We start from the raw sequence: 18,438 nt of genomic DNA, 5'->3' as shown, positions 1-18,438 counted from the left end.
CGGTAACCGCGGGAGCCCAAGATCAGGCGCTGTGGACGATCTTGTCGTCGACCCGGGCGGGAGTCTTGGGCTTGCGGGCGTAGAGCGGCAGGATCACCAGGAGGTAGGCCGCCCAGCAGATCGCCTGCAGCCACGACGGGTCGGGCTGGAAGTTGACGGTGCCCTTGAGCAGCGTGCCGTACCAGCTGTCCGACGGGATGGTCGACGCGATGTTGAAGACCTGGTTGCCGAGGTTCGCGATGCTGCCGACGTCCCCGGTCAGGCGTGGCAGGAACCCGGCCTCCTGCAGGTCGTACACGCCGTACGCCAGCACGCCCGCGGCGACGATGATCAGCAGGAAGCCCGTGACCGTGAAGAACTTGCCGAGGTTGACCCGGATGGCTCCGCGGTAGATGCCGATGCCCAGGACGACCGCGATGAGGATGCCCAGCGTCGCCCCGATGAAGGGCCGTGGGGTGCTGGCGGTCTCGATCGTGCTCCACATGATGGCGGCGGTCTCGAGACCCTCGCGGCCGACCGTGAGGAACGCGACGAGGGCGATGGCGCCGCTCCCCAGTGCGACGGCGGAGGCCATCTCGCCCTCCAGCTCCCTCTTGAGGCCCCGCGCGGTGCGCCGCATCCAGAAGATCATCCAGGTCACGAGGGCAGCGGCGAGGATCGACATCGTGCCGCCCACGGCCTCCTGGGTCTTGAACGACAGCTGCTCGAACACGATCGTGATGAACGTGAACACCGCGATCACGACGGCGAGCGCGGTCGCCACGCCCGCCCAGACGTAGCGGATCTCGTGGCGCCGATCGGTCTTGACCAGGTAGGCGACGAGGATGCTGACGATGAGGCTGGCTTCGAGCCCCTCGCGGAGACCGATCAGGAGCATGGCGAACACACCGCTGATCGTAACTTAGGTCGTGCTTACCTCACGCACGCGAATCCTAAGAACCCGGTCACACGCCCTCAGGTCGGAGCGCTGCCGTCAGGGGTTCGACGATGAGCCCGATCTGCCAGGCACGCGCACCATCGGCGGTCAGTGCCTCGGTGACGGTGTCGACCGTGATCGGGTTGGGCGGCTCCCAGGCGAGGTTGCGCACGAGCTGCGGGCTGATGAGGTTCTCGGTCGGCAGGTCGTGCTTCTCGGCGAGCTCGACGACGACCTCACGGCTGCGGGCGAGGCGGTCGGCGGCGTCGGGGTTCTTGTCGGCCCACGCCCGTGGGGGCGGCGGGCCGTCCGTACGCTGACCGGTCGTCGGCAGCTCGGACTCGTCGAGAGACAGACCGCGCTCGACCGCGTCGTGCCACGCGCTGAGGAAGCGGCGCGGACCCCGGTTGCGCATGATGCGCATCGACTTGAGGGCGTTCTCGTCCTGGGGTGGGTTGACGGCGATCTCGAGGATCGACGTGTCGGGCAGGATGCGACCCGGCGTCGTGTCGCGAGCCTCGGCGATCGCGTCGCGAGTCTCCCAGATCTCGCGCACCAGCCCGAGCGCCCGGCGGCCCCGCGCCTTGTGGATGCCGGAGGTCCTCCGCCAGGGCTCCTTGCGCTCGGGCGGGCCTTGGAACGACAGCAGGGCCTCGAACTCCTCGGCGGCCCACTCGCGCTTGCCGGTCTTCTGCAGGTCGGCGTCGATCAGGTTGCGGAGCTCGATCAGCACCTCGACGTCGAGGGCGGCGTAGACGAGCCACGGCTCGGGCAGGGGACGGGTCGACCAGTCCGCCGCGGAGAACTCCTTGGCGAGGCTGAGGCCGAGGTAGTGCTCGACCAGCGCGGCCAGACCGACCCGGGGCAGGTTGAGCAGCCGGCCGGCGAGCTCGGTGTCGAACAGCGACTCGGGATAGAGACCGACCTCAGCGAGGCACATCAGGTCCTGGGTCGCCGCGTGCAGGATCCACTCGTTGCCGTCGAACGCGGTGTCGAGCGGCACCAGGCTGTCGAACGCGATGGGGTCGATCAGGTGCGTCCCCGAGCCCTCGCGGCGTACCTGCACGAGATAGGCGCGCTGGGAGTAGCGGTAGCCCGAGGCGCGCTCGGCGTCGAGCGCGATGGGGCCGGTGCCGGCCGCGATGCGCTCGCAGGTGTCGCGGAGCAGCTCGGGGGTGTCGACGACGGGCGGCAACGGGTCGCGGAGCTCGAGGCGCGGCGCCTGCGGGATGACCGGTTCCGGCGTCTCGTCGTCGATGGCGTCGGTCGGGGTCTCGGGGGCGGGGTGGTCGGGAGAGGTCAACGGACACCACGCCTGCGGGGGAGGGGGATCACGCCGGGCGCGAGCGGGGGCAGCCCGGCGATCGCGCACAGGAGGTTGGACCACGCAGCAGCGTGGGAGTCCATGCCGGGGGTCGGGGCCTCGACGAGGGGCGTCCAGGAGGCACGAACCTCGATCTGGGCGTCCGAGCCGTCGGCCTCCATCTCGCCGAAGCCCTCCGAGCGCACGACCGTGACGCTGCCGCTGCCGGCGGTGTAGCCGCTGCCGTACGCCTCGAGGGCCTCGGTCAGCCAGCTCCAGCCGACGCTGGGCAGGACGGGATCGGCGGCCATGTCGGCCTCGATGTCTGCGCGCGCGAAGGTCACACAACGGAAGGTACCGCCCCAAGCGTCGTTGCCGGCCGGGTCGTGCAGCAGGATGAAGCGCCCGGTCGCCAGCTCGTCGTCGCCGACCAGGACGTCACCGCTGATGGCGAAGGCGTGCGGGGCGATGCGTTGCGGCGCGGGCATCTCGTCGACCACGACCTCAGGTCGTAGGACGGCTTGCCGGATCAGCTCCACCGCAGCGGTGAACTGCGCGGGGGTGCGGTCGATGTCGCTTCGGGCTCCCACACTGTGATCGTAGGCGCGTACGGCTCAGGGTGGGCCTCGACACTCCGCACGGCCCCGGTCGGTGCCCACCTGAGACAATGGCGGGGTGCCCACGACGATGACCGACAGCGCGTTCCTCCAGGCCTGCCGAGGCGAGCAGCCGTCCCACACGCCGGTGTGGTTCATGCGCCAGGCCGGTCGTTCGCTCCCCGAGTACCTTGCCCTGCGTGAGGGCACGACGATGCTCGACTCGTGCTTCCGCACCGACATGGTCGTCGAGATCACGATGCAGCCCGTCCGCCGCTACGGCGTCGACGCGGCGATCTTCTTCTCCGACATCGTCGTGCCGCTCAAGGCCATCGGTGTCGACCTGGACATCGTCCCCGGCACCGGCCCCGTGATCGCCGACCCGCTCCGGACCGCGTCCCAGCTCTCCCAGTTCCGCGACCTCGAGCCCGACGACGTCACCCCGATCACCGACGCGGTCACCGCGTTGGTCGGCGAGCTCGGCTCCACGCCGCTGATCGGGTTCGCGGGAGCACCGTTCACGCTCGCGTCCTACCTCGTCGAGGGTGGCCCGTCGCGCGACCATCGGCTGACCAAGCAGCTGATGTACTCCGAGCCCGACCTGTGGCGCGGGCTGCTCGACCGGGTCGCAGCGATCGCCGGCCAGTTCCTGCGCCTGCAGGTCGAGGCCGGGGCCTCCGCGATCCAGCTGTTCGACTCGTGGGCCGGCGCGCTGTCGCTCGCGGACTACGAGACGTACGTCAAGCCGCACTCGGCCGCCGTGCTGGCGTCCGTCGCCGACCTCGGCGTGCCGCGCATCCACTTCGGCGTCGGCACCGGCGAGCTGCTGCACTCCATGGGGGATGCCGGCGCGGACGTCGTGGGTGTCGACTGGCGGGTCCCGCTCGACGAGGCCGTGCGTCGCGTCGGTCCGGGGAAGGCGGTCCAGGGCAACCTCGACCCCACCGCTGTGTTCGCACCGACCGAGTTCGTGCACGCCCGGGCCGCGGAGATCATCGACGCCGGCCAGGCGGCCGAGGGCCACGTGTTCAACCTGGGCCACGGCGTCCTGCCGGCCACCGACCCGGACGCCCTGGCACGGCTCGTCGACTTCGTCCACGGCTACCAGCCGACCCAGCACTGACATGCGGGTCGCGGTCGTCGGGGGCGGCATGTCCGGCCTCGCCGCAGCGTACGAGCTGGCGTCCGGCGGTGCCGCCGTCGTCGTCCTCGAGGGCTCGGACCGCATCGGTGGCAAGCTCAAGCTCGGCTCGGTCGGTGACCTCACCCTCGACCTCGGTGCGGAGTCGATCCTGGCCCGCAGACCCGAGGGTCTCGACCTGGTGCACGCCGTCGGCCTCGACGACCGCGTGGTCCACCCGAGGACGATCTCGGCGTCGATCTGGACCCACGGTGCGCTGCGGCCGATGCCGCCGACGGTCATGGGCGTGCCCGCCGACGTCGACGCGCTGAGGGCCTCGGGGATCGCGGAGGTCGACCCGCGCGTCGTGCCGGTGCCTGACGACGACGTCTCGGTCGCCGAGTTCGTGACCGACCGCCTCGGCCGCGACGTGCTCGACCGGCTCGTCGAGCCGCTGCTCGGCGGGGTCTATGCCGGCCACACCGATGCGCTCTCACTGCACGCCACGACGCCGCAGGTCGCCGCGCTGGGACCGGACCTGCTCGCCGGTGCGGCGAGCGCGCGGTCCGCCGCCGAATCGACCGGACCGGTCTTCGCGGGCCTGGTGGGGGGAGTGGGCCAGCTTCCGGCGGCGGTCGCGGCGACTCCGGGGATCGACGTACGCCTGGAGTCGACGGTCCGTGCCGTCACGCGCACGGCGGACGGATGGCGGTTGTCGGTCGGACCGACCACGGACGTGGAGCACCTGGACGTCGACGCCGTCGTCGTCGCCGCGCCGGCTCCGGCCGCCGCGCGGCTCATCGCCGAGGATGCGCCCGAGGCGGCCTTCGCCCTCGCCGCGATCGACTACGCCAGCATGGCCATCGTCACCTACGTCCTCGACGAGCCGCCTGCGTTCGAGGGCTCCGGATTCCTGGTCCCGCCGGTCGACGGCACGTTCATCAAGGCCGCCACAGTCTCGTCCAGCAAGTGGGGGTGGGTCGCGGACAGCGGCCGTACGGTCGTCCGTGCCTCCGTCGGACGCGCCGGCGAGGCCACGCTGCTGCAGCACGACGACGGTGACATCGCCGCTCGCGCGCTCGCCGACCTGCGTACGGCGTTCGGCGGCCTCCCCGAGCCGCTCGACTGGGCCGTGCAGCGCTGGGGCGGGGGGCTGCCGCAGTACGACGTCGGGCACCTCGACCGGGTCGAGATCGTCGAGCGCTCCGTCGCGGCGGTGCCGGACCTGGAGGTGTGCGGCGCGGCCTATCGCGGCGTCGGCATCCCCGCGGTCATCGCCTCGGGTCGGGCGGCTGCCCGGCGCATCCTCGACGCTGGGACAATCGAGTCATGAGCGAGCGGATAGAGACTGAGCACCCTAGAAGCAAGGGCAAGCTGGCCAAGGAGATCAACGACACGATCCGCTACACGATGTGGTCGGTGTTCCGTCTCGACCGCCCCCTCGGCGACGCACCCCGCACGGCCTTCGCCGCCGAGGTCGAGCAGCTGATCGACACGCTTGCCGCCGACGACGTCGTGGTGCGGGGGACGTACGACGTCAGCGGGCTGCGCGCGGATGCCGACCTGATGATCTGGTGGCACGCGCCGACGAGCGATGCCCTCCAGGCCGCCTACAACGCGTTCCGCCGGACCGAGCTGGGCTCGCACATGACCCCGGTGTGGTCGCAGATGGCGCTGCACCGTCCCGCGGAGTTCAACCGTTCGCACATCCCGGCCTTCATGGCCGACGAGGAGACGCACCCCTACGTCTGCGTCTATCCGTTCGTCCGCTCCTACGAGTGGTACCTCCTGCCCGAGGAGGAGCGTCGCGACATGCTGCGAGAGCACGGCATGCAGGCTCGGGACTACCCGGACGTGCGCGCCAACACGGTCGCGTCGTTCGCGCTGGGCGACTACGAGTGGATCCTGGCGTTCGAGGCCGATGAGCTGCACCGCATCGTCGACCTCATGCGCGAGCTCCGCGCCAGCCGCGCCCGCCGCCACGTGCGCGAGGAGATCCCGTTCTACACGGGCCGCGCCCACACCGTCACCGAGCTCACCGAGCGCTGGCCCTAGGGCGACTCCGGCGCCTCGTACACGCAGAACTGGTTGCCGTCGGGGTCGGACAGCACGTTCCAGCGGTGGCCCTGCAGCTCCTGCCGCTCGACCAGCGTGGCCCCGGCCGCCACGAGCCGCTCGGTCTCCGCCTCGCGGTCAGGCGCCGAGAGGTCGAGGTGCAGCCGGTTCTTGCCCGGCGTCGGGTCCGTGACCTTCTGGAAGGCCAGCTTGGGGGTCGGGCCGGGCATGCCGACGATGACGTACCAGCCGTCGTGCTCCTGCTCGATCGTCCCGCCGACCTGGTCGGCCCACCAGCGTGCGAGCCGCAGGGCGTCGGTCGTGTCCGCCGTGATCATGCCGAGCGTGAGAGTCATGGCTTCACGCTATCGAGGCGTCAGGCGTCGGGTTGCAGCTGCAGGGCCACGCCGTTGATGCAGAAGCGCTGGTCGGTCGGGGTCGGGAAGCCCTCGCCCTCGAACACATGGCCCAGGTGCGACCCGCAACGCGAGCAGCGGACCTCGATGCGTACGCCGCCGAAGAGCGAACGGTCCTCGATGTACTGCACCCGGTCCTCGGCCAGCGGGGCGTAGAAGGCCGGCCAGCCGCAGTGTGCGTCGAACTTGGTCTCGCTGCGGAACAGCTCGGCACCGCACGCGCGGCAGGCGTAGACCCCGACGGTCGGATCCGTCTCGTAGGACGAGCTGAAGGGACGCTCGGTGCCCTGCTTGCGCAGCACCTGGTACTCCTCGGGGCTGAGCTCGGCCTTCCACTCTTCCTCGGTCTTCTCCACGTCGTACGTCATGGGACCCAGCCTACGACGGGGGTCCCGATCAGCGTTGGGCGTCGAACGGGACGTGCTCGAGCAGGTGGACGCTGGGGACGTCGAGCTTGCGCTGCGCGCGTGCGGTCCAGTCGATGCGCAGGAACTCCTGCACGACGTGCGGCTCGGTCAGGATGATCGCCTCGGACGAACCGGTGTCCTTGACGAGCTGGACGAGGGCGTCGATCGGGTCGTCCTCGGTGAGGACCGCGGTGACCTGCTGGCCTCGGGCGCGGATCAGGTCGGCGCTGGCGTCCAGCTCCGACTGCCCGGCCCTGACCATCTCCTCCTGCGCGTCCTCGATGGCGTCGGGCTCCGAGATCGGCACGATCTGGCCCGAGCCCAGCGCGCTCATCGAGGAGGTCAGGACCTGGTTCGAGCTCTCGACCGGCAGCAGGAGGTGGTAGCGGACGGTGTCCTCGAGCCCCTCGTGCAACGCGATGATCTGCGCCGCGTCGAGGTCGTTGAGCTGGCGTTCGATGAGGAGTGCGACGTCATACATGGGAATCATCCTACGGCCGGGGCCGCGACCGGCACGTCACCCGTCGCCGGCCAGGCCGTGCTCGTGGGCGAACACCACGATCTGCACGCGGTCGCGCAGGTCGAGCTTGCGCAGGATGGCCCCCACATGGGTCTTGACGGTCGACTCGCTGGCGAAGACCTCCTGCCCGACCTCGGCGTTGCTCAGGCCGCGGGCGACCGCGCCGAGGACCTCGCGCTCCTTGGTCGTGAGCCCGGCGTATCCCGGTGGGACCGGCTTGCGGCTGCGGAACGTTCCTTCGAGGAGCGACGTGAGGTCGTCAGGGGCGAGGACGGCGTTGCCAGCGTGAACCGTGCGGATCGCGTCACGCAGCATGACCGGCGTGGCGTCCTTGAGCAGGAAGCCGCTCGCTCCGTGCCGGATCGCGGTCGCCGCACGGTCGTCGAGGTTGAACGTCGTCAGCACGACGACCCGCACCGGCGACGTACGACGGGCGACGCGGTCCGGCGAGAAGATCAGGCGGGTCGCCTCGACCCCGTCGAGCTCGGGCATCCGGATGTCCATCAGCACGACGTCGGGCTGCAGCTCGTCGACGAGCCGCACGCCCTCCCGGCCGTCCGCCGCGTCGCCGACGACCTCCATGTCGGGCTGCGCCCCGACGATGACGGAGACCCCGGCGCGGAACAGCTCCTGGTCGTCCACGAGCAGGACGCGGATGGGATCGGTCACGCTCTGCTCGCCGTCGTGCGGAAGGGCACCCATGCGGTGGTCGTGAACGTCATGCCGTGCTGGTCGTCGTGCCTCCGGCGTACGTCGAGGTGGCCGCCGACCGACTCGACCCGGCGCCGCATGCCGGCGATGCCGCTCCCGGGCGCCGTGGGTTCGGGCGCAGCGGGGTCGACCGGCCAGTCCGGGTCGGACGAGTCGTCGACCAGGTTACGGACCTCGATCCGCAGCTCGCCCTCCCAGTGGCGCTCGATCCAGACCGGTTCCCCGCGCCGCCCGTGCTTGAGCGCGTTGGTCAGCATCTCCTGGAGGACGCGATAGGCGACGACGTCCAGCTCGGGCGGCAGCGGCCTCGGCTCGCCGACGACCGAGGAGCGCAGGTCGTTGCCGGCGATCCAAAGGCTGTCGACGAGGCCGTCGAGCCCGGCGGTCGTCGTCCCGAGCTCGTCGCCGCCGGACAGCACCGTGCGTACGTCCTGGAGGGACTGTCGCGCCGAGACGGCGACGTTCTGCAGCGTCTGCCGGATCCGGTCGGTGTCGTCCTCGGGCAGGAACTGCGCCGACTCGGCTTGCGCCAGGATGACCGCCAAGGAGTGGCCGACCACGTCGTGCACGTCGTGCGCCAGCCGAGCCTGCTCCGCACGGAGGTCGGCAATCTCCTGGGCCTGCGCCCGTCCGGCCTCGGCCTCCTCGCGGAGCATCTCGGCGACATCGCGATCGGCACGGGACACCTCGGTCTGCGCCCGACTGCGCACCAGCAGGCCGAGGAGCCAAGGCACGGCCAGCACCGCGAGACCGAACATCGCCATGGTGGCCGGACCGACCGAGCCATCGGTGTAGATCGTCCGGACAGGGTTGTACAGGCGGGCGAGGAAACCGGACCCGACCTCGCGCACGACGATGAGAGCCGCGACGGTGCCGATCGGGATGGACAGCCCGCTGAGCCAGACCACCAGAGGGCTGCCATAGCGCGCGGTGCCGAAGGCGACGAACGCGACGGCCAGCTCGATGATCATCAAGCGGGACCCGGTCAGCACCTGCAGGATGCAGGTCGCCCACACGACGGCCAGCGCGGCGCCAGGCACCCGTCGGGACAGGCCGGCCGCCAGGCTGAAGCCAAGGATCACGACCCAGGCGTCGAGCGTGACCTCACCGAGGAACTGGAAGCCCGAGGTCTGCTCGGCGAAGCCGACGAACGCCACGGCGCCGCCGAGGGTGGCGTCGGGCCACCACTCACGCCGCGCCTCCGGGGTCCCGAAGACCGATGACGAGGCCGTCATCGTGGTCCGGTGCGATGCCGTGGGATGGGAGTGCCTCCGTGCGGGTGGTGCGGCCAGTGCTGGTCCCATGAAATCACGGTGCGTCCTCCAGCAGTCGTGGTCGTGGGCGCAGGGTCATCGGGCCCGTGCCGTGCCCAGTGCGGCCGCGACGAGCTCGGCGAGCAGGTCGGCGTACGGCAGGCCGATCGCCGCGAACATCCTCGGCACCTGCGACTCGGCCGTCATGCCCGGCATCGTGTTGACCTCGTTGAGCACCGGGCCGTCCGGGGTGAGGAAGAAGTCGAACCGGGCCACGCCGGCGCACCCCAGCGCGTCGAACAGCGCCAGGGCCGCGTCCGAGAGCGCCTTGAGGTCGGGCTCCTCGAGCTGCGCCGGCAGGCGGAAGTCCGCGCTGCCGTCGTACTTCGTGTCCGCGTCGAACAGGGCATCCCGGGGCACCACGATCTCCAACGCAGGCCCGACGAGACGGGAGCCGTCGGGGCGCTCGAGGACGGCGATGTCCACCTCGCGTCCCGTCACCAGCTCCTCGACGAGCGCTCTGTCGTCGAGCGCGAGCGCGGTCTCGATGGCCGCGTCCAGGTCGGCTGCGGTGCGCACGAGCGTCACCCCGTGGCTCGAGCCCGCGGCGACCGGCTTGACGACGACAGGGTCCTCGAACGACAGCCGCCGCGCGTCGGTCGCCGTCACGAGGTCGCCATGGGCCGTACGGATGCCGAGCTCCTGCGCGACCAGCTTGGTCGCCCACTTGTCCATCGCCAGGGCTCCTCCCCGCACGCCACTGCCGACGTACGGGACGCCGGCCAAGTCGCACAGCGCGGCCAGCGTGCCGTCCTCGCCCTTCGGCCCGTGCACGACCGGCAGCGCGACGTCACAGGTCGCGATCTGTTCCACGGCCGCCGCGAGGCTCCGGGCCGACGAGGTGCCCAGGGGACCGGTCGCGTCCTGCCAGGTCCCGTCCCGCCCGATCGTCAGCGTCACGACGTCGTGCTCGCTCGGATCGAGCGCGGCGGCGACCGATGCCGCCGACGCCAGGGACACCGCGTGCTCGGAGCTCTGCCCGCCGCCGATCACCGCGACGCGCACGCGGCTCACGTGAGGCTCCGCAGGTGGGACGTCGTGGCGGGGTGGATGGTCCGTGCGAGCCGGGCGCCGAAGCCCGTCACGATCTCGTGCGGGAGCGTCCCGGACCACGTGGCCCAGTCGGCCGTCGTGGGCTCGCCGCGAGCACCAGGACCCAGGACGATCACCGGGTCGTCGGGCCGCACCTGCAGCCCGGTCACGTCGACGACGAGCTGGTCCATCGAGATCCGGCCGACGACGGGCCGGCGCCGGCAGGCGACCAGCACCTCGGCTCGTCCGGAGGCGGCGCGCGGCATGCCGTCCGCGTACCCGACCGGCACGAGCGCGAGAGCGGACGGCCGGCTCGTCACGAACGTGCGCCCGTAGCCCACTGGCGTCCCGGCCGGGACCTGCCGGACGCTGACGACCGGAGCGGTCACGGTCATCGCTCCGCTCAACGGCGTCGTGCCGGTCGGGTCGATGCCGACGAGGCCGGCACCGACCCGGCAGAGATCGTGGTGGCTCCGGGGGGCGGTCAGCGTGGCGGCAGTCGCCGCGAGATGACGAGTGACGGGTCGCAGGCCGCAGGCGCGCGCGATGCGGTTGAACCGACCGAACGCGCGCCGTCCTGCGACGTTCGCCGGGTCGGCCGGATCGTCCGCCGAGCCGAGGTGTCCCATGAGCCCGACGACCCGCACGCGACCACGGGTCTGTGCCTCGCGGGCGAGCACGCACAACCGCAGCCAGTCCTCCGGAGCCGCGCCGTCGCGAGCCATCCCGGTGTCGGCGTGCAGGTGGATGTCGGCGACCGCCCCCGAGAGGCGTGCCGCGGCCGCGACGGCCGCGAGGTGCTCCGGGCCGGGGACGGCGACCTGGACGTCACGCCGGATCGCCGTCGTGTAGTCGGCGTCGGGGGTGTTGAGCCAGCTCAGTACCGGCGCCACCAAACCGGCGTCCCGCAGCTCGAGCGCCTCGTCGAGCGACGTGACGCCCAGCGAGGTCGCGCCGTTGGCCAACGCCGTACGGGCGACCGGGACGGCCCCGTGGCCGAACCCGTCGGCCTTCACCACGGCCATGAGCGCGCCGTTCGCGCGCCCCGCGAGCAGGCGGGTGTTGGCGGCGACCGCCTCCAGGTCGATCTTCAGCAGGGGAGTGCGGGGACGCCGGCGATGCGCGTGAGCGAGCTGGGCGCTCATGCCGCCGCCTCCTGGGTGAGCGGTCCGTAGCGAGCATGTGACGCGTGGGTGAGGTATGCCCAGTAGCGGTCGCCGAAGCTCCAGTGCCACCACTCCGTGGGGTAGTTGACCAGCCCGACGCTCTCGAGCGTCGAGACGAGGAGCGCACGATGTGCCTGCGCCAGAGCGTCGAGACCCGGGGCTGCGGTGAAGCACGCGCCGTCGCTGTCCTCCGGGGTTGCGTCCAGGGCCGTGCCCATCCAGAGCTCCTCGCCGGCGGTGTCGACGAGCGTCAGGTCGGCTGCGGCGCCGGCGACGTGGGGCGCGTTCGCAATGGGCGCGACGTACCGGCTGACCAGGCGGGCAAGCTCTTCGGCCCGCAACCGGGGTTGTTCGACACGCAGCCGGCGTGAGTAGTCGTCGATGATGGATTGCTGCGCGGCCACCGTGCGGCAGCCTTCGACCACACGGAGCCGGATGCCCCGCGGCAGCAGGTCGTCGGCCGCGCGCAGGCGCATGGCCAGACCCCGACGAGCCAGCCGTGCGGCGCCGACGGCGGTCGGCGCCAGGTCGGCGAGGTCGACCAGAGGGTCACCGAGGTCATGGACCGGGATCGCGGCGACGCGAGGGTCGTCGATGAGGATCGTCACGCTTCGACGCTATGGATCGGCGGCGGCCCCGACCTCCACCTGAGGTACCGAGCCGCGGTCCTCGGGTACCAGGTGTCCCGACTCGGGACCGAGCCGCGTCGCAGATAACGGGGCATACTGCGGGACATGGCACACCTCCTCGGTCCGGCGCTGACCGTCTCGTCCCCGGTCGACCTCTCGGCGTACGACTCACGCGCCACGACCGGCTTCGACGGCAAGAAGGCCGACGCCAAGGCGCAGCTGTTCGCGATGGGCGAGGAGCTCAGCACCCTGCAGGAGATGCTCTTCGCGGGAGGTCGCTCGGAGACCACCGCAACCCGCGTGCTGGTCGTGCTGCAGGGCATGGACACCTCCGGCAAGGGCGGCATCATCCGCCACGTCGCCGGCTTGGTCGACCCGCAGGGTCTGTCCATCACCTCGTTCAAGAAGCCCACGCCGGAGGAGCTCGAGCACGACTTCCTGTGGCGGGTGGAGAGCCGGCTGCCCGAGCCCGGCATGATCGGGGTCTTCGACCGCTCGCACTACGAGGACGTGCTGATCGGTCGCGTGCGCCAGCTGGCGCCGGCCGAGGAGATCGAGCGGCGCTACGCCGCGATCAACGACTTCGAGCGCAGCTTCACCGAGTCCGGCGGCGTCCTCATCAAGTGCTTCCTCCACATCACCGCCGACGACCAGGAGGAGCGGCTGCTGGCGCGGCTGGACGATCCAACGAAGCACTGGAAGTACAACCCGGGCGACCTCGACGAGCGGATGCTCTGGGACGACTACCAACGCGCGTACGCGCTGGTGCTCGACCGCTGCTCCACCGAGCACGCACCGTGGCACCTCGTGCCCAGCGGGCGCAAGTGGTACCGCAACTGGGCGGTGGCGGCCCTGCTGCTCGAACAGCTCCGGGCGCTCGAGCTGGAGTGGCCGCCGGCCGACTTCGACGCCGACACCGAGAAGGCCCGACTAGCGGGAATGTGAACCCGTTCCTCGAGCGTGCCGAGAAGGATCTCTGCGACACGCCCGAGGATCAGGCAGTGACTCAGGCGAACAGCGCCTCGAACGGCACGAGGTCGACGGCACCGACGGCGTAGCGGGCCAGGATGACCCGGGCCACCTCGATGTCGACACCCAGCGGCTCTGCCACGGCGACCGCGCCGGCCTCGATGGCCAGCTCGGCCACGCGGTCGGGCAGGACGCCCGGCGCGAGGAACAGCTGGCCGACCGCGATGTGACGCCGGCCGTCGGCACGGTGCGTGCGCACGGCCTCGCCGGCCGCAGGCGGGACGCTCGAGGCGAACGCCGCAATCGTGGGGAGCTTGTGGTGCGCCCCCCACGCGCGGGCTGCGCGCGAGATCGCCGCGTTGGCGATCGGGTCGGACGAGCCGGCACCGGCCAGCACGAGCGCGTCGAGCTCACGGACCCGGTTCTTGGACAGCGCCTCGCGCAGCCGCTTGTCGAGCACGTGGAAGAACGCGTTCTCGATGCCGAGGACCTTGGTGGCCTCGATCTTGATGCCCGGGTGACGACCCAGGGCGGCCTTGATGACCTGCGGCACGTCGACGTTCGCGTGGAACGCCTCGGTCAGCAGCAAGGGCACGACGACGATCTCCTGGAAGCCCTCGGCGACGAGCTGGTCGACGACCCGGTCGAAGTCGGGTTCGGCGAGGTCGAGGAACGCCGGCTCCACCCGGAGGTCGGGACGCATGCACGCCACCAACTCCGTAAGGGCTGTGATGGTCTGGGCAGAACGCGGGTCGCGGCTGCCGTGCGCAAGAGCAATGAGTGCTGGTGCGGTCATGATGCATCCTCCTTCCGAGGTGGTGCTGTGTGGGCTGGTGCGGGTGGCTGGTGGTTGGTCAGGTGGCTGGGGGAGAGCTGGCCGATGAAGCCGAGGCGGAACGCCCGGAGACACGATCGGCACTCCCACTCGCCGTGGGTGTCACCGTGCGGGCGCAGGTCCTCGTCGGCGCAGTAGGGGCAGTGGAAAGGAACAGCGCGGGCGGTCAACGGAGCACCTCCTCGTCGGCGCGGGCCACCCAGCGTGCGAACGACTCGGCGTCTCCGCGCTGCTCGAGGTAGGTCCGGGAGAGCTTCTCGATGTAGTCGGGGAGGTGGTCGCCGGCCACCTTGTGGGCGCGCAGCTTGCGGCCGAAGCCGGCCTCCAGCCCCAGCGCACCACCGAGGTGCACCTGGAAGCCCTCGACCTGGTTGCCGTCCTCGTCGAGCACGAGCATGCCCTTGAGGCCGATGTCGGCGGTCTGGATGCGGGCGCACGAGTTGGGGCACCCGTTGACGTTGACGGTGATCGGGGTGTCGAGCTCGGGCACGCGCTGCTCGAGCTCGCCGATCAGGTCGGCGGCGCGATCCTTGGTGTTGACGATCGCGAGCTTGCAGTACTCGATGCCGGTGCAGGCCATCGTGTTGCGGCGCCACTGCGACGGGCGAGCAACCAGGCCGATCTCGGCCAGTGCGGCGACGAGCGACTCGACCTTGTCCTCGTCGACGTCGAGCACCAGCAGCTTTTGCATCGGGGTCGTCCGCACGCGGTCGCTGCCGTGCGCCTCGACGATGTCGGCGAGCTGGTGCAGCAGCGTCCCGGAGATGCGGCCGACCGTCGGGGCAGCGCCCACGAAGTACTTGCCGTCCTTCTGCCGGAAGATGCCCACGTGGTCGGCGGGGGTCTCAGGGGCCTCAGGCGCCTCGAGGTCGATCAGCGTACGTCCGAGGTACTCGGTCTCGAGCACCTCACGGAACTTCTCGACGCCCCAGTCGGCGATCAGGAACTTGAGCCGGGCGCGGGTGCGCAGGCGGCGGTAGCCGTAGTCGCGGAAGACGCTCGTGACGGCCTTCCACACCTCGGGGACCTCGTCGAGCGGCACCCACGCGCCGACCCGCTGAGCGAGCATCGGGTTGGTCGACAGTCCACCGCCGACCCAGAGGTCGAAGCCGGGTCCGTGCTCGGGATGCACCGCACCCGCGAACGCGATGTCGTTGATCTGGGGCACGACGTCGTGTCCCGGGTGGCCGCTGATCGCGGTCTTGTACTTGCGGGGGAGGTTCGAGAACTCCTTGTCACCGATGAACTGGCTCTCGATCGCATCGACCGCAGGGGTCCCGTCGATGATCTCGTCCTCGGACACGCCGGCGACGGGACTGCCGAGAATGACGCGCGGGCAGTCGCCGCAGGCTTCCTGCGTCGACAGCCCGACAGCCTCGAGGCGGTCCCAGATCGTCGGGACGTCGCGGATGTCGATCCAGTGGTACTGCACGTTCTGGCGGTCCGTGAGGTCAGCGGTGTCGCGACCGTACTGGACCGAGAGGTCGGCGATCGTGCGCAGCTGCTCGAGGTTGAGCTGGCCGCCATCGATGCGTACGCGGAGCATGAAGTACTCGTCGTCGAGCTCTTCGGGCTCGAGCGTCGCGGTCTTGCCGCCGTCGATCCCGGGCTTGCGCTGCGTGTAGAGGCCCCACCAGCGGAACCGTCCGCGCATGTCGCCGGGGTCGATCGAGTCGAAGCCTCGCACGGAGTAGATGTTCTGGATGCGGGCCCGCACGTTGAGTGGGTTGTCGTCCTTCTTGGACTGCTCGTTGGCGTTCAGCGGCTCGCGGTAGCCCAGAGCCCACTGGCCCTCGCCGCGCTTGGGGCGCGGCCGACGGCCTGAGGTGTCGGTGCCGGGTGCTGAAGCCATGAACGTTCCTTGGAGGCAGGGCACACGGCGATCAGGACAGTTGCGTCACGATGGTGGTCGCCGCACGCCTGGATTGATCGAAATCAGTGCAGAGGTCGCGCGTGGATCAGCGACACATCATGTTGCGCGCGCGACCGAGGTCGACGTGAAGTCGTCCCACGAGCCAGAGGGTCTGCGCAGCAAGCATGGAAACAGTGTGGTGGCGCGCATCTGCCCGCGACAAGCACGCGTCTCGTCATGTGGGACGGCTATCCATATTGCGAGACGGCGCGCAGAGATCACGCGGGAAAGCGCCAGCCGGTGTGGGCTGGGTCACTCGTGTGGGACGAGGAGCGCGACGGCGTACGCCCCGGCGATCGATGCCACCAGGGCCGATCCGGCCGCCACCAACGCGACGTCCCACGGGACGAGCTCGGCCGTCGCCAGGCCGATCATCGCTGCCGGCTGGAACGCTGCGAGGAGGCCAAGTGGCAGCACGGCACCGGCCACTACGGCCGGCACAGCGGCCAACGCCTCGGGTCCGCTGCCGTCGATGGCGAGGGTCGTCCACGCGCCGATGACTCCGACGAGCGCCGCGCCGACAGCGGCGACGAGAAGGCCCGGTTGGGTGAAGACCACGGTGTCGCCGAGCCGGTCGTCGAGGCTGAGAGCGGCGAGCCCGCCCAGAACCGCTCCCACGGTGTGGGCCGCCAGGGCGGGCAGGATCGTCGCCCACGGCCGCCGTCCGACGACCGCGAGCACCAGGACCGAGGCCGGGTTGGCGAGGCCGAGGGTGCCGCGCTCGTCGGTGGCGTGCAGCTGGGCGTACCAGGTGACCAGCACGGCGACAGCGGCCACGGCGGCCACGGCGAGGGTCGCGTCGGCGGCACGCAGGGCCATCGCCGAGACGAGCGTGAGCAGGGCAGACAGCAGCGCGCCCATCGACAGAAGGCGCATTCAGCTCTCCAGGTAGGGGGTGGTGCGGGCGACGATGCCCGCCAGGTCGATGCCGCGGGGCAGGGTGCCGAACGTGCCACCCCAGTCGCCCGCGAGGCGCGAGGCGCAGAACGCATCGGCGACGTCGGGGTCGCCATGCTTGATCAGGACCGTGGCCTGCAGGGCCACGGCCATCCGCCCGGCGATCCGGCGGGCCCGGACCTCGACGTCGCTCAGGTCGGCCAGCTCGGTCAGCACCTCGTCCACGACGGTGTCGAGCCGGGCGTCCTCACCGCGGACGGAGCCGACCTCGGTGATCCACGCGTCGAGGCTCTCGGGCTCGCGGCCGAGCGCGCGGAGGACGTCGAGCGCGTTGACGTTGCCGCTGCCCTCCCAGATCGAGTTGAGCGGCGACTCGCGGAAGAGCAACGGCATGCCGGACTCCTCGACGTAGCCGTTGCCGCCGAGGCACTCCAAGGCCTCGGCGATCATGAAGGGGGTGCGCTTGCAGACCCAGAACTTCTCGAGGGCCAGACCGATGCGGCGCAGCGCCTGCTCGTGCGGGTCGTTGAGGTGATCGACGGCGCTGGCCAGCCGCAGGGCGACCAAGGTGGCCGCCTCGCTCTCGACCGCCAGGTCCGCCAGGACGTTGGTCATGGCGGGCTGGTCGGCCAGCGTCGCGCCGAACGCGGCCCGGTGGGACGTGTGCCAGGCGGCCTCGGCGAGTGCCTTGCGCATGATGCCCGCCGAGCCGAGGATGCAGTCCATCCGTGTCGCCGAGACCATCTCGATGATGGTGCGGATGCCGCGTCCCTCGTCACCGAGCCGCACCGCGTACGTGTCGTTGAACTCGAGCTCGCTCGAGGCGTTCGACCGGTTGCCGAGCTTGTCCTTGAGTCGCACGATCGACAGCGAGTTGCGGCTGCCGTCGGGGCGGACGCGCGGGACGACGAAGCAGGTCATGCCCTCGGGTGCCTGCGCCAGCACGAGGAACACGTCGTTCATCGGTGCTGACGTGAACCACTTGTGCCCGGTGACGAGGTACTCACCGTGGGTCTCGGTGGGCCTCGCGATCGTGGTGTTGGTGCGCAGGTCGGATCCGCCCTGCTTCTCGGTCATGCCCATCCCGGCCAGCAGGCCGGCCTTGTCCTCCGGCGGACGGAGCCCGAAGTCGTACGTCCGGGAGGCGAGCCCGGTGATCCACTGCTTGGCGAGGGCGTCGTCGGCGCGCAGGGCCGGCACGACGGCGTACGTCATGGTGATCGGGCACATGTGGCCCTGCTCGGCCTGTCCCCAGGTGAAGAATCCGGCGGCACGCTTGAGGTGTGCCACAGGGCTCTGCGAGACCCACGGCTCGGCGGTCAGGCCGAAGCCGACCCCTTGGGTCATCAGCCAGTGCCAGGACGGGTGGAACTCGATCTCGTCGACTCGGTTGCCGTAGCGGTCGGCGGTGCGGAGCACGGGCTCATGCTCGTTGGCGAGGTGCCAGTGCTCCCGAGCCTCGGCGGACCCGGCCAGCCGGCCCAGCGGCACGAGCGCATCGACGATCTCGTCCTTGCTGTCGCCGCCGAACGCCGCGACCCCGTCCATCAGGGCCGCGTCGGCGGTCGCGACGTTGTACCCGACCAACGGCGTCGCCTGGTTCGAAGGTGCACGCTGCAGCGGATCCATGTCGCTACGGTA

At 70.9% G+C, this 18,438-nt stretch carries 19 protein-coding genes; 4 read left to right on the top strand and 15 right to left on the bottom strand.

All coding sequences use genetic code 11. The features are described from left to right. Positions 1-22: 22 nt before the first annotated feature. The 3 genes from efeU to AB0N22_RS05850 form a co-directional block, all read right to left on the bottom strand. Positions 23-877, bottom strand: a complete 855-nt coding sequence (gene efeU, locus AB0N22_RS05860) for an iron uptake transporter permease EfeU (protein WP_364639236.1) — start codon at positions 875-877, stop codon at positions 23-25. Positions 878-944: 67 nt separating this feature from the next. Then, entirely contained in the window at positions 945-2,219 is a 1,275-nt protein-coding gene (locus AB0N22_RS05855) for an HRDC domain-containing protein (protein WP_364637091.1), read from the bottom strand. Then, on the bottom strand, positions 2,216-2,809 hold the full coding sequence (locus AB0N22_RS05850; RefSeq protein ID WP_364637089.1) for a DUF3000 domain-containing protein: 594 nt from the start codon (positions 2,807-2,809) through the stop codon (positions 2,216-2,218). The genes AB0N22_RS05855 and AB0N22_RS05850 overlap by 4 nt, the downstream gene beginning before the upstream one ends. A 97-nt stretch (positions 2,810-2,906) precedes the next feature. Here AB0N22_RS05850 and hemE point away from each other — a divergent pair, with 97 nt between their 5' ends. The 3 genes from hemE to hemQ are packed head-to-tail and all read left to right on the top strand — an operon-like array spanning position 2,907 to position 5,990. After that, positions 2,907-3,938 carry a uroporphyrinogen decarboxylase gene (gene hemE, locus AB0N22_RS05845; RefSeq protein ID WP_364639234.1) on the top strand — a complete coding sequence of 344 codons (1,032 nt, stop codon included), beginning with the start codon at positions 2,907-2,909 and terminating at the stop codon, positions 3,936-3,938. Position 3,939: 1 nt separating this feature from the next. Further along, positions 3,940-5,268 (top strand): protoporphyrinogen oxidase, encoded by a 1,329-nt coding sequence (gene hemG, locus AB0N22_RS05840; RefSeq protein WP_364637087.1) that lies wholly within the window; start codon positions 3,940-3,942, stop codon positions 5,266-5,268. Further along, a complete protein-coding gene (gene hemQ, locus AB0N22_RS05835; protein ID WP_364637085.1) occupies positions 5,265-5,990 on the top strand; it encodes a hydrogen peroxide-dependent heme synthase in 726 nt (241 codons plus the stop codon). The genes hemG and hemQ overlap by 4 nt, the downstream gene beginning before the upstream one ends. On the opposite strand, the gene AB0N22_RS05830 is transcribed toward hemQ, so the two are convergent. From AB0N22_RS05830 to AB0N22_RS05795, 8 genes are all read right to left on the bottom strand, one after another. Next, complete coding sequence (locus AB0N22_RS05830; RefSeq protein ID WP_364637083.1) at positions 5,987-6,346, bottom strand: VOC family protein; 360 nt, start codon at positions 6,344-6,346, stop codon at positions 5,987-5,989. The two genes, hemQ and AB0N22_RS05830, sit on opposite strands and share 4 nt — an antisense overlap. 20 nt (positions 6,347-6,366) lie before the next feature. Then, a complete protein-coding gene (gene msrB, locus AB0N22_RS05825; RefSeq protein WP_364637081.1) occupies positions 6,367-6,774 on the bottom strand; it encodes a peptide-methionine (R)-S-oxide reductase MsrB in 408 nt (135 codons plus the stop codon). 28 nt (positions 6,775-6,802) lie between these two features. Then, entirely contained in the window at positions 6,803-7,294 is a 492-nt protein-coding gene (locus tag AB0N22_RS05820) for a hypothetical protein (RefSeq protein ID WP_364637079.1), read from the bottom strand. A 36-nt stretch (positions 7,295-7,330) separates the two neighbouring features. Beyond that, on the bottom strand, positions 7,331-8,002 hold the full coding sequence (locus AB0N22_RS05815) for a response regulator transcription factor (protein WP_364637077.1): 672 nt from the start codon (positions 8,000-8,002) through the stop codon (positions 7,331-7,333). After that, entirely contained in the window at positions 7,999-9,279 is a 1,281-nt protein-coding gene (locus AB0N22_RS05810; protein ID WP_364637075.1) for a histidine kinase, read from the bottom strand. The genes AB0N22_RS05815 and AB0N22_RS05810 overlap by 4 nt, the downstream gene beginning before the upstream one ends. A 114-nt stretch (positions 9,280-9,393) precedes the next feature. Then, positions 9,394-10,371: a D-alanine--D-alanine ligase gene (locus tag AB0N22_RS05805; protein WP_364637073.1), complete on the bottom strand. Its 978-nt coding sequence runs from the start codon at positions 10,369-10,371 to the stop codon at positions 9,394-9,396. Further along, positions 10,368-11,534 carry an alanine racemase gene (alr, locus tag AB0N22_RS05800; protein WP_364637071.1) on the bottom strand — a complete coding sequence of 389 codons (1,167 nt, stop codon included), beginning with the start codon at positions 11,532-11,534 and terminating at the stop codon, positions 10,368-10,370. The genes AB0N22_RS05805 and alr overlap by 4 nt, the downstream gene beginning before the upstream one ends. Continuing rightward, positions 11,531-12,163: a M15 family metallopeptidase gene (locus tag AB0N22_RS05795; protein ID WP_364637069.1), complete on the bottom strand. Its 633-nt coding sequence runs from the start codon at positions 12,161-12,163 to the stop codon at positions 11,531-11,533. The genes alr and AB0N22_RS05795 overlap by 4 nt, the downstream gene beginning before the upstream one ends. A gap of 126 nt (positions 12,164-12,289) precedes the next feature. On the opposite strand from AB0N22_RS05795, the gene AB0N22_RS05790 reads away from it, so the two are divergent. Then, on the top strand, positions 12,290-13,129 hold the full coding sequence (locus AB0N22_RS05790; RefSeq protein ID WP_364637067.1) for a PPK2 family polyphosphate kinase: 840 nt from the start codon (positions 12,290-12,292) through the stop codon (positions 13,127-13,129). A 61-nt stretch (positions 13,130-13,190) separates the two neighbouring features. Here the strand turns inward: AB0N22_RS05790 and AB0N22_RS05785 are convergent, their stop codons facing one another. The 4 genes from AB0N22_RS05785 to AB0N22_RS05770 all read right to left on the bottom strand — a co-directional run bounded on the left by AB0N22_RS05785 (position 13,191) and on the right by AB0N22_RS05770 (position 18,426). Then, a complete protein-coding gene (locus AB0N22_RS05785) occupies positions 13,191-13,949 on the bottom strand; it encodes a sirohydrochlorin chelatase (RefSeq protein ID WP_364637065.1) in 759 nt (252 codons plus the stop codon). 205 nt (positions 13,950-14,154) lie between these two features. Beyond that, entirely contained in the window at positions 14,155-15,840 is a 1,686-nt protein-coding gene (locus tag AB0N22_RS05780) for a nitrite/sulfite reductase (RefSeq protein ID WP_364637063.1), read from the bottom strand. Positions 15,841-16,152: 312 nt separating this feature from the next. Beyond that, the gene (locus tag AB0N22_RS05775; RefSeq protein ID WP_364637061.1) at positions 16,153-16,776 is read right to left on the bottom strand and encodes a hypothetical protein; all 624 of its coding nucleotides are present in this window, start codon (positions 16,774-16,776) and stop codon (positions 16,153-16,155) included. Next, positions 16,777-18,426: an acyl-CoA dehydrogenase family protein gene (locus AB0N22_RS05770; protein ID WP_364637059.1), complete on the bottom strand. Its 1,650-nt coding sequence runs from the start codon at positions 18,424-18,426 to the stop codon at positions 16,777-16,779. Between the last annotated feature and the right edge of the window lie 12 nt (positions 18,427-18,438).

Source organism: Aeromicrobium sp. NPDC092404, assembly GCF_040684095.1.
Taxonomy (GTDB): domain Bacteria; phylum Actinomycetota; class Actinomycetes; order Propionibacteriales; family Nocardioidaceae; genus Aeromicrobium.
This window is presented reverse-complemented; position numbering and strand designations above follow the sequence as displayed.

Bases quoted from the DNA above. Each gene is read 5' to 3' on its own strand.
- efeU (WP_364639236.1), bottom strand. From the start codon at position 877: ATGCTCCTGATCGGTCTCCGCGAGGGGCTCGAAGCCAGCCTCATCGTC.
- hemE (WP_364639234.1), top strand. From the start codon at position 2,907: ATGACCGACAGCGCGTTCCTCCAGGCCTGCCGAGGCGAGCAGCCGTCC.
- hemG (WP_364637087.1), top strand. From the start codon at position 3,940: ATGCGGGTCGCGGTCGTCGGGGGCGGCATGTCCGGCCTCGCCGCAGCG.
- hemQ (WP_364637085.1), top strand. From the start codon at position 5,265: ATGAGCGAGCGGATAGAGACTGAGCACCCTAGAAGCAAGGGCAAGCTG.
- AB0N22_RS05830 (WP_364637083.1), bottom strand. From the start codon at position 6,346: ATGACTCTCACGCTCGGCATGATCACGGCGGACACGACCGACGCCCTG.
- msrB (WP_364637081.1), bottom strand. From the start codon at position 6,774: ATGACGTACGACGTGGAGAAGACCGAGGAAGAGTGGAAGGCCGAGCTC.
- AB0N22_RS05820 (WP_364637079.1), bottom strand. From the start codon at position 7,294: ATGTATGACGTCGCACTCCTCATCGAACGCCAGCTCAACGACCTCGAC.
- AB0N22_RS05810 (WP_364637075.1), bottom strand. From the start codon at position 9,279: ATGACGGCCTCGTCATCGGTCTTCGGGACCCCGGAGGCGCGGCGTGAG.
- alr (WP_364637071.1), bottom strand. From the start codon at position 11,534: ATGAGCGCCCAGCTCGCTCACGCGCATCGCCGGCGTCCCCGCACTCCC.
- AB0N22_RS05790 (WP_364637067.1), top strand. From the start codon at position 12,290: ATGGCACACCTCCTCGGTCCGGCGCTGACCGTCTCGTCCCCGGTCGAC.
- AB0N22_RS05785 (WP_364637065.1), bottom strand. From the start codon at position 13,949: ATGACCGCACCAGCACTCATTGCTCTTGCGCACGGCAGCCGCGACCCG.
- AB0N22_RS05780 (WP_364637063.1), bottom strand. From the start codon at position 15,840: ATGGCTTCAGCACCCGGCACCGACACCTCAGGCCGTCGGCCGCGCCCC.
- AB0N22_RS05775 (WP_364637061.1), bottom strand. From the start codon at position 16,776: ATGCGCCTTCTGTCGATGGGCGCGCTGCTGTCTGCCCTGCTCACGCTC.
- AB0N22_RS05770 (WP_364637059.1), bottom strand. From the start codon at position 18,426: ATGGATCCGCTGCAGCGTGCACCTTCGAACCAGGCGACGCCGTTGGTC.